Source organism: Moorena sp. SIO4E2, from assembly GCF_010671945.1.
GTDB lineage: Bacteria > Cyanobacteriota > Cyanobacteriia > Cyanobacteriales > Coleofasciculaceae > Moorena > Moorena producens.
The window spans coordinates 1-9,756 of the sequence record NZ_JAAHIE010000269.1 but is presented as its reverse complement, the minus strand read 5'-3'; the positions used below and the strand labels follow the sequence as shown (position 1 = coordinate 9,756).

Below are 9,756 nucleotides of genomic sequence, written 5' to 3'. Positions count from 1 at the left end.
GGTCTTGGGGGTCCCCCCCATGAGCGACTGCATCAAGACAGATCCGATTCCATTTGGATGAAAGTGTTAGCAATGCCATCTGCTGAAAGTTTGGGTTTGATTTCTGTGATTTCCCTTGGTCAATCGCTTCGCGACCATTCAAAATTATCAATTCAAAATTCAAAAACACCCCACGATTCAATTATTAGGTAAATTCAATTTTGTTATTCCTACTCCCGATTCACCACTCCCGACTCCCGATTCCCGATTCCCGATTCCCGATTCCCGATTCCCGATTCCCCACTCCCCACTCCCCACTCCCCACTCCCGACTCCCGATTCCCCACTCCCGACTCCCCACTCCCACTAGTCTTTTGCGGAATTGAATTATCTACTGGTGTATACCGTTAAAGAAACTAACATTGATTCACCAAAGGTTTCCATCGTGTCTACTCCAGTTGAACCATGCTCTCCCCAAACCCTCGCTGAGGCCAACCTGCAACCGAGGGGCAATGTTTATCCAAGTCCGATTACTTGGCGAGACCAGATTCTATACTTTCTGCTACCTGACCGATTCAGTGATGGGTTAGAACTAGAGCGGAAAAAATTTGACCCTAGTAACCCCAACCAATTTAAAGCCAAAAATAAAGGTGACTGGATGAGCAAGGGAAAAAGGTTTCAAGGGGGTACCCTCAAGGGAATCGAAAGTAAATTGGACTACTTGAAACAATTAGGTGTCACTACCCTTTGGATTGGTCCAGTTTGGCGACAACGGATTGAACTAGACACCTATCACGGCTACGGGATTCAAAATTTCCTAGATGTTGACCCCCGATTTGGCAGCCGTCAGGATTTACGGGATTTAGTGGATGCTGCCCATGAGCGGGAAATGTATGTGATCTTAGACATCATTTATAACCACAGCGGCAATAACTTTTTCTACCAAGACGAGAATGATAATCCTAAAGCTAGCCTTCCCTACCGTTTTGAACCACCTTATCCAGTTCATAGTTGGCGTTCTGGCACTGGTAAAGCGATTTCCGAAATCACTACAGAAATTGATGGGGTATGGCCTCAAGACTTTCAAAACATTGATTGGTACACTCGTGCTGGTCATATTAACGAATGGGGTGCAGACCCTTGGGAAGACAAACTGCATCCGGAGCTAGAATTTCGCCGAGGGGATTTCTTTGATTTAAAAGACATTAATCTCGCTAAACCGGAAGTCCTAGCAGGGATTATTAAAGTCTATCAATACTGGATTGCCCTAAGTGACTGCGATGGATTTCGCATTGATACGGTTAAGCATATTCCTTGGCGAGTTTCCCGTAGTTTTTGTGGTGCTATCCGGGAATATGCGGAATCGATTGGTAAGGAAAACATCCTACTGTTGGGAGAAGTAACGGATGGGGCTCATATGTCCCGCAACTACCTGGAAGTATTTGGTCGCAACTTGGATGCTGTGCTTGATATTGGGGAACCCACAAAGCGATTAGCACGGATGGTAAAAGGATTAACACCACCAAGGGAGTTTTTTAATCAATTTGAGGAGCATAATATCCTTGGTAGCCACCGGGAAACGGGACGGTATCATGTTTCGATCTTAGATGACCATGATATGGTCGGACGCGATCGCAAGCATCGGTTTGCTGCTAATAACTCTATTCCTAGTAAATACCAGCAAATAGCCCATGCGGTAGGGTTGCAACTGACCACGTTGGGTATACCCTGTATCTATTACGGTACTGAACAAGCCTTTGATGGCACGGAAAACCGCCATGACCCTAGTGTTGAACCAATCAATGAGTATGGCAACATTTCCAATAGCGATCGCTATATTCGTGAATCGATGTTTGGGGGTAGCTTTGGAGCATTTGAAACCAGTGGCTGTCACTTCTTTGACCCAGACCATCCCACCTATCTCAGAATTTCTGCGATCGCAAACCTCCGAAATCGACAAGACCTGATTGGAAAAACCCTACGTGGGGGTCGTCAATACCTCCGAGAAACCTCCTATCTCGGCAAACCTTTTGCTATTCCTGATGCTGGAGAATTAATTGCTTGGTCAAGGATTCTCTACAATCAAGAAATTCTGGTTGCTTTAAACACCCATGGCACTGAAAACCGGGGTGCATACGTCACCATTGATGCCTCACTACACCCCCACGGCTCAACCCTTACTCTGCTCTACAACAGTTACTGGAGTAACTCTCAATTACGCCATCCACCCCAGAATCAAACCGTAATCGTTCAACATGACCAGGGTAGGGCAACGGTCAGGATTGAATTACCGCCTAGTGGCATGATGATTTTGGCCTAGGGATTCTACCTGAAAATTATTAAGGATTATAACATTTTGCTGGTTTAAAGGGATGAGGGGTTGCACCCCACATTTATCTTGCTATACTGAGATCAAGTAGATGCACCCTGATGATCAAGAGAGTCACAAGCACGGCTCTCTATTTTTTTTGAGATGGCTGAAACATTCTAATGGTGATTGAAGTCAAGGGTTTCAAGGGTTTCAAGTCAAGTACTGGTTGCTGTATGAGTGGGTACGCTTCATCCCAAGCATTAAGCCTCAGCACACTATTAAGTTTTGTAACATTTTGCTCGCTTTAAGGGGTGAGGGGTTGCACCCCACATTTATCTTGCTATACTTAGATCAGTAGATGCACCCTGATGATCGAGAGAGTCACACCAACGGCTCTCTATTTTTTTTTGAGATGGCTTAACAGTTCTTTACGTGTTTGAAGTGAGAGGTTTGAAGGGAACTGGTGGTTGCTGCATGAATGGGATTCGGGCAAAGCCCGACGCTGCGCGAACGCTTGATCCCAATCATTAAGCCGATGCGCACTATTAAGTTTTGTAACATTTTGCTCGCTTTAAGGGGTGAGGGGTTGCACCCCACATTTATCTTGCTATACTTAGATCAGTAGATGCACCCTGATGATCGAGAGAGTCACACCAACGGCTCTCTTATTTTTTTTTTGAGATGGCTTAACAGTTCTAATGGTGCTTGAAGTCAAGGGTTTCAAGTCAACTGGTGGTTGCTGCATGAGTGCGTAGGCTTGATCCCAATCATTCAGACTCTCCTATCTATTAAGTTTTGTAACATTTTGCTTGACTATAGGGGTGAGGGGTTGCACCCCTCACTTATCTTGCTATACTGAGATCAGTAGATGCACCCTGATGATCGAGAGAGTCACACCAACGGCTCTCTATTTTTTTTGAGATGGCTTAACAGTTCTAATGGTGCTTGAAGTCAAGGGTTTCAAGTCAACTGGTGGTTGCTACATCAATGGGATTCGGGCAAAGCCCGACGCTGCGCGAACGCTTTATTATCCCAATCATTAAGCCTCACCAAACTATTAAGTTTTTTAACATTTTGCTCCCGTTGAGGTATGAGGGGTTGCACCCCACATTAATCTTGCTATACTGAGATCAAGTAGATGCACCCTGATGATCGAGAGAGTCACACCAACGGCTCTCTTATTTTTTTTTGAGATGCCTTAACAGCTCTAATGGTGCTTGAAGTCAGGGGTTTCAAGGGAGCTGGTAGTTGCTGCATCAGTGCTTACGCTTCATCCCTTGCTGTGGGAGGGACAAAGTCACGAAAGTCCTAAGGAAACTTAAGTAATTACCGAAAAGTTCAGAAACAGTTAGTTAGGCCAAGTATGCTTGCTTACTTCGTCTATAGTCAGCGAACTTAATCTAGGGTTTTCGCCTCTCATCTTCAAACCTATATCAAACTACCCTGAAATTATAATTAAAAAAACCTAAGCCTTCAGCTGTCAGCTGACGGCTGAAGGCTGACGGCTTAATGCTTATAACCAAAGACCAATTACTGAACACCAATTGTCATGGAAGATCAGCAAATCTATCAGTCTGTTGTCAATTATCTTAGGTCTGCTATCGGTCTGCTTGATTTGGAGCAAGACTCACCCTTGCGAAAGGATGTGATTGCCCTGTGCGACCATCTAGAAAATCCCACATTTCGGATTGCTGTCTTTGGTCCGTTTAATTATGGGAAATCTACCTTGCTCAATGCTTTGCTAGGAAAGCGCACTCTGCCCATTGGTCTAATTCCCACTACAGGGGCTGCAATTCATATCCGATATGGAGAAGAATTGCATACTCGAATTATCCTAACTGATGGCACAGAAATTAGTGAAAATAGCACAGAGGTCCTCAAGCGCTATGCTATCCTAGATGAGCAACGGTGTATGCGCTCTGATGTCGCTTCGATAGAGGTTTACTGTCCCCATCCCTTCCTAAAAACTGGTGTAGAATTTCTGGATTTGCCAGGAACAAATGACCGGGAAGCTCAGGATAATTTAGTGCGCGACCAACTGCTAACAGCAGATTTAGTCGTTCAAGTGCTGGATGGTCGCCAGCTGATGACCTTGGGTGAGCGGGAAAACCTGAGAGATTGGTTAATAGATAGAGGAATCAAGACTGTTGTTTTTGTGGTCAATTTCCTGAATTTATTGGAACCTGATCAGCAAAAAGAAGTCCAGACTAGGGCGTGTCTTCTTGCCTCGGAGATCCCCCTAAATCCCCCTTAAAAAAGGGGGACTTTGAGTATGGCTCCCCCCTTTTTTAAGGGGGGCTGGGGGGGATCATAATCTTGCGGAAAACTTTGAAAACACGCCCTAGGCTACGGTTTGTAGCCGAAAGTTTTCGCTCGGAATTACCGAATACGCTTAGTAACTTGTATCGCGTTGATGCCCTACCTGCTTTGAGAGCTAGACTAAAAGGATTATCTGATCAAGCACACACCACGGGATTGGCGATGTTTGAATCAGCACTGCAAAGCATGGTAGCTGCTCAACGGGAAAAGACAACGGTTCGGCTGGATCGTGTGGATGCGATCGCAACTCAGGTTAAAGCAGCACTACAGTCTAAAATCCAAGTCATCAACTCAGAATTAGAAAGTGCCAAAGAGAAGCATCAGGCTAAACTTGAGCTGCAACAAAAAGCTCAGAAATTGATTAAACAAGGATTCCAAGCCGCTGTTTCTGATTTCGAGAGTTGGCTGTATTTGCCCAAACTTTTAGAACGCTATCAATCGAAACTTGCGACAGCACTTCAGCAAGGGGAATTTAGCAGTTGGCAAGCACAATTCCAACAAGACATTGATGGATATCAACAGGCAATCCAAGAATGGGTTGATAAAGCGTGTGAGTTTTTTGAGCATCAGTCTCCTGGTAAGCTAATCATTTCCGTTCCCGATACTCCTCAAGTTATTATACCTGAGCCTCCCGAATTTTCTCAGGAGTCAAAGAAAGTTATCCCAATTGGTCTTTCTACTGGAATCCGTTTGGTTTTAAAAGGTAAAGTGGGCGCAGCTATGGCTGGAGGCGCTAGCTATATCCTCAGTAAAGGGGCAAAGAAAGATAAGTCAAATTCATCCGCTGACTCTTATGACCATCAAGTAGCCCAAGCCTTAAGTGATGCAGCTCAGGATTATCTGAGTTGTTTCAGTACTGACGCTTTCTCGATGGTGCGTAAGTATCAAGCCAAGGCAGAGAAAGTGATTAGTTTGCCAACAAATCAACAACCACAGGATACCAGCAGCCAGGTTTATCAGCTACAGTTATTAAATAGTGTTTTGGAAAGATTGAATGCAGAATTAATAATTTAGAATTTAGAATTAAGAATTAAGAATTTTCCATATTTTTACGTCCGCTTACAAAAAATGTAGTAATATCGTTCCAAATACCTTTGTCGGTGACTAAGGCATTAATTTCGGCAACGTAGTCAGCCTTGGCTTGTTCTAATTGTTTTGGCTCTAGTTGCTGCAGTGGCCAACACAGGGGATGTTTTAAGCTACCATCCCAGGTGCCTTCTACGTCACTTATCGTAATGTAGCTGCCCAATTGCTCCCGCTTAATTTTAATATCTTCAAATCCTGCTGCTGTGAGCAAGGAGTAGCATTTTTCTTCATCTCCGGTGACATCGCTAAATATCAATGAAATTCCGTATCTTTGGGCAACGTTCTGGAGAATAAAGCCAGTAGTAAAAGCGGTTTTAGCAAAAACACACAAGCCCATTAAGCCTCCTGGTACCAGAAAACGTTTCCATAAGCGTAGATCAGCAGGAACGTTTGTCATTAAAGGCAGGGCTGAACAACATAACACTCTGTCGAAACTGTTGTCAGGAAAGTTTAGGGTCTCAGCATCAGCTTCGATTAGCTCAATATTAGTCAACCCTGCTGCGGAGATCTTGCGTTGAGCTTGATTGAGTAAACCCGTAGAAATATCTACTCCCACCACTCGACCATCCTGACCAACCCGTTTTGCTGCTTCAATAGCAACTAAGCCAGTTCCCGTAGCAATGTCCAAGATTTTTTGTCCAGGTCTGATATCAACATGTTCGATTAGACAATTTGCAAGCCGAGGATGGAAATCCCCCTTATCGTAAGAATTGCTCCTGTTATCATAGATAGTAGCAATTTCTTGTTTAAACTCACTTAGCTCAAGATTATTGGTCATGGTATTTTGCCTCTTTATAGTTGATGTTAGCCTAAGCATTCAGCTGTCAGCTGTCAGCCGTCAGCCTTGGCCGTTGGCCACGCTACGCGAATGGCTGATAACTGATAACTGATAACTGATAGCTGATAACTGATAACTGATAGCTGATAGCTGATAGCTGATAGCTAATAGCTGAATGCTTTTGAGCTTAATGCTTTTGATCACAAGAAGAATACTCAAGGGGCACAAACTCTAACCCAGACTCCTGGTTGGGACAAGGCACCACATGGACTAAGATTTGTGAGGGATTCTTACGATTACCGTTAGCCGGTTCAAACTCAATTTTTCCCGTTACCCCATCAGCACTAAAATCAGGACTTTTCAAGGTTTTCTGCATACCAAGACGTGTGGGATTCTTCTGTTTTTCGATAGCTGTAATCAACACACGAGTTGCATCATAGGCTAAAGCAGACCAGGCAGTTAAGGAATTAAAAGATTTTCCCCATAAGGTTTGAGCATCTTGATTAACTTGTGGGTTAGCACTGTTTAGGTGATGCCAGGAAACAGACACCACAAGGTTCTCGAATAGATCGGGTTGTTTAAGTGCTAGTGTTTTTGACCTGGCGATTCCCGAGGAACCCACCATCACATTACGACCATTGTTTTCCTTGATCATATCGATAGCATTAGTGACAGCATTGGTGACTTGACCATCAGGATTTAAAACAATAGCTGTGTCCTGGGTTTTCCCAATTTCCTCTATTGCTTGCTTAGGGTTAAAGTTGGGCTTAGATATATCGTAGTGTTTGATATCGACAAGTTCTCCTCCTTGGTTAGTAAACTGCTGTTTAAATTCTTGCCAGAACGAGTGAGTGAATGGACTGCGAGGATTATAAAAAACTGCCGCTTTTTGGTGACCATTTTCAACCAAATAATCAACCAAATATTGGGCTGCAATTTTAGCGGTAGGTACCGTCCGGAAGAAAAAATTTCTAGGGTGCTCTGTCAGTTCTTCCGTTGTGGAGCCAGAGGAGATTAACACTAGCTTATTACTATTATAAATATCCACAGTTTCCATGGTCATATCACTAGCATAGTGACCAACTACCCCTAGGATATCCCGTTCCTTGACTAGTGCCTTTGCCCTTTGGATCGCTTCTGAGGTGATATTAGCATCATCAGCAATAAGAACTTTTAGACCCTTACCCTTGATAGATTTACCGTTTATAACATCCTTTCCTAGTAACTTTTCAGTAAAGTTGTTAGGGAGTTTGTCATTATCCTGAAAAAGCTCTAAGTTAACTTCTGTTTGAGCGTGACCGATTCCTCGAAGAATTTTTTGAGCTAGCTCCCGATGTTTGACAGAGCCATTTTTGTTTCTAACGATGGGCACCGCCACAGCAATGGTGTAGTAATCGGATTTAGTAGCCTCTAAAAGGGCATTATTCAGATAAATTAACGTTTCTGGGTCTTTGTCTTCCTCTTGCCAGGATTTTAATAATAAATTACCAGCTTTTTTATAGTTAGATTTTGTCCACCAACACCTCTCCCATCGTTGCCAAGTTTTTTGACTAAAAATGGCTAAGTTATCTCTCCAGGGAGTCTGACATTTTGCCATAAATTTAACACCCCGGTGCTTGAAACGTCGAGCAGAGGTTGTATCCAGTATCTCTTCTCCAGAACTAATCTTGTCTCCTAGCTTGTTAGGCTCTGTGGCAATTTTGTAAATTCCGTAAATGCTAAGGAGCGCAACAGTCCCTAACGCTAATTTAATCAAAAGTGTAACTAATGATCCTGACACTGGCCAACGCCATGGTTGTGCTTTAGGATGGTGATAAATCACCGGTAACCAAGTAGCGTAGGGTAATTTTTTATCTAATCGATTCTCTAGATAATGGAGTCTTTTTCGTGCTACTTTAACTGCCTTATGGAGAGACTTTCCTTGAGAAAATTCTTCGAGAAAGAACCTGAGGAAGGTCTGGGCAACTTCATCGGGGACTGGCTCTTTCATAATAATCGCTTGTGGCATTTGTAATCTAGCTAGAGCATTGGCTAAGCCTAAGCCATCACAGCTATTAAATATCGCTAGCTTCAAGCCGTTTTTAATGGCTTCCTTTAGAGCAGGAATTAAATCATCAATGATGAGACTGTCTTCCTGATTGATATAAATTCGACCACTTTCATCATTACATTCGCTAGAACTATGACCAGCAAAAAACAGAATATCCCAGCCCTCTTTTTCCCAAAGTTTATGGTCTAATTCCTCTCGTGTCGGTTCTACTAGAAAGCAGGAGGATGAATCTAAGCTAGAGACTTGCTGCCAATTGTTGTGGTCGGTTTCGATATCAATTCCGTCACTGTTACCAAGAATGGCTAATAGTCTGACTCGATTTCTCAGTTTAGTTTCTGGAGTTGGCTGGTATTCCAAGGGAATTAAACTAAATTCAACGGAGTCATGATTATTTTCCCATACATCCCAGAGGTGCCATGGTAATCGTTGAAGCTGAGGATTATCGGTCTGAATCAATACCCGAATATCACGATGACGGCTTAACTCAGTTGTTAATTGATTTCTGATCTGGTCAAAGCCATCGGATCTAGAATTCAGCCATTGGTTAATATTGTTGCTTAACTCGTCAACCAATTGCTCACAGGATTTCATCGAAGAGATGTACAGTCCTTTGGGAGTTAAGCGGGGGTTTCGGTAAAAATACTCTAAATTACGATATCCTTGCTGCCAATCGGTGTATAGTTGATAAATTTCGGGGTTTGGTGCCAACCGACTCATAATTTTTCCTTCAGCTGACTTGTCTGTTGTTCCCCATGCCAAAGTGACTCGAATTCCCCTGTCTAGGTCACCATCTAGTGTTAGAATAACTACTCTATTCATTTCTATTTATTGCCGTATTTTTGTAGATTGCCAGATCCAATCACCGACAGGAGTCTCCTTGACTCTGATTGACTGACGAAAATTTGCATGTTGATGATTAGCGCTGTTACTCCCTCAGGATTTACTAGGAATTTTAATCCTAAGAATTGTGAGTCAAGCAGCGCTTTGAGTTATGGGGGTATGGGATTTAGGCAACTAGCATACTTGATAGTATATGGACTATACCATATTTTTGAAATTATCCAGAAATATTTAAACTATCTTCACACTAATTTGAAGCCAGACTGCCGCTCTAATGGTATGCGTAGTGCTATATCAGGCTGCTGAGAAAAGCGATTGGCCGTAGGCCACGCTACCCGAACGCAAAATCAAAACACCTTTTCATAAAACCTTGTTTTTGGGCTGAATATAAATA

The 9,756-nt window shown here is 43.1% G+C and carries 6 protein-coding genes and 1 pseudogene; 4 read left to right on the top strand and 3 right to left on the bottom strand.

The window, feature by feature from the left end; translation table 11 throughout:
- Positions 1-200 precede the first annotated feature (200 nt).
- From F6K37_RS23440 to F6K37_RS23425, 4 genes and pseudogenes are all read left to right on the top strand, one after another.
- Positions 201-389 carry a hypothetical protein gene (locus F6K37_RS23440; protein WP_287252454.1) on the top strand — a complete coding sequence of 63 codons (189 nt, stop codon included), beginning with the start codon at positions 201-203 and terminating at the stop codon, positions 387-389.
- A 34-nt stretch (positions 390-423) separates the two neighbouring features.
- Positions 424-2,298: an alpha-amylase family glycosyl hydrolase gene (locus F6K37_RS23435; RefSeq protein WP_044494659.1), complete on the top strand. Its 1,875-nt coding sequence runs from the start codon at positions 424-426 to the stop codon at positions 2,296-2,298.
- 1,540 nt (positions 2,299-3,838) lie between these two features.
- Positions 3,839-4,498: pseudogene (locus tag F6K37_RS23430) on the top strand (dynamin family protein); the annotation flags it as partial.
- 119 nt (positions 4,499-4,617) lie between these two features.
- Positions 4,618-5,622, top strand: coding sequence for a hypothetical protein (locus tag F6K37_RS23425; protein ID WP_052308409.1), 1,005 nt, complete (start codon positions 4,618-4,620; stop codon positions 5,620-5,622).
- A gap of 16 nt (positions 5,623-5,638) precedes the next feature.
- Here the strand turns inward: F6K37_RS23425 and F6K37_RS23420 are convergent, their stop codons facing one another.
- The 3 genes from F6K37_RS23420 to F6K37_RS23410 are packed head-to-tail and all read right to left on the bottom strand — an operon-like array spanning position 5,639 to position 9,341.
- A complete protein-coding gene (locus tag F6K37_RS23420) occupies positions 5,639-6,472 on the bottom strand; it encodes a class I SAM-dependent methyltransferase (RefSeq protein WP_008180259.1) in 834 nt (277 codons plus the stop codon).
- Between the two features lie 60 nt (positions 6,473-6,532).
- Positions 6,533-6,676, bottom strand: a complete 144-nt coding sequence (locus tag F6K37_RS23415) for a hypothetical protein (protein ID WP_008180261.1) — start codon at positions 6,674-6,676, stop codon at positions 6,533-6,535.
- Positions 6,660-9,341, bottom strand: coding sequence for an ABC transporter substrate-binding protein (locus F6K37_RS23410; protein ID WP_287252449.1), 2,682 nt, complete (start codon positions 9,339-9,341; stop codon positions 6,660-6,662). Before F6K37_RS23410 ends, F6K37_RS23415 begins: the two co-directional genes overlap by 17 nt.
- Positions 9,342-9,756 lie beyond the last annotated feature (415 nt).

Excerpts from the sequence above, each read along its gene's own strand:
- F6K37_RS23410 (WP_287252449.1), bottom strand. The coding sequence starts at position 9,341 with ATGAATAGAGTAGTTATTCTAACACTAGATGGTGACCTAGACAGGGGA.
- F6K37_RS23420 (WP_008180259.1), bottom strand. The coding sequence starts at position 6,472 with ATGACCAATAATCTTGAGCTAAGTGAGTTTAAACAAGAAATTGCTACT.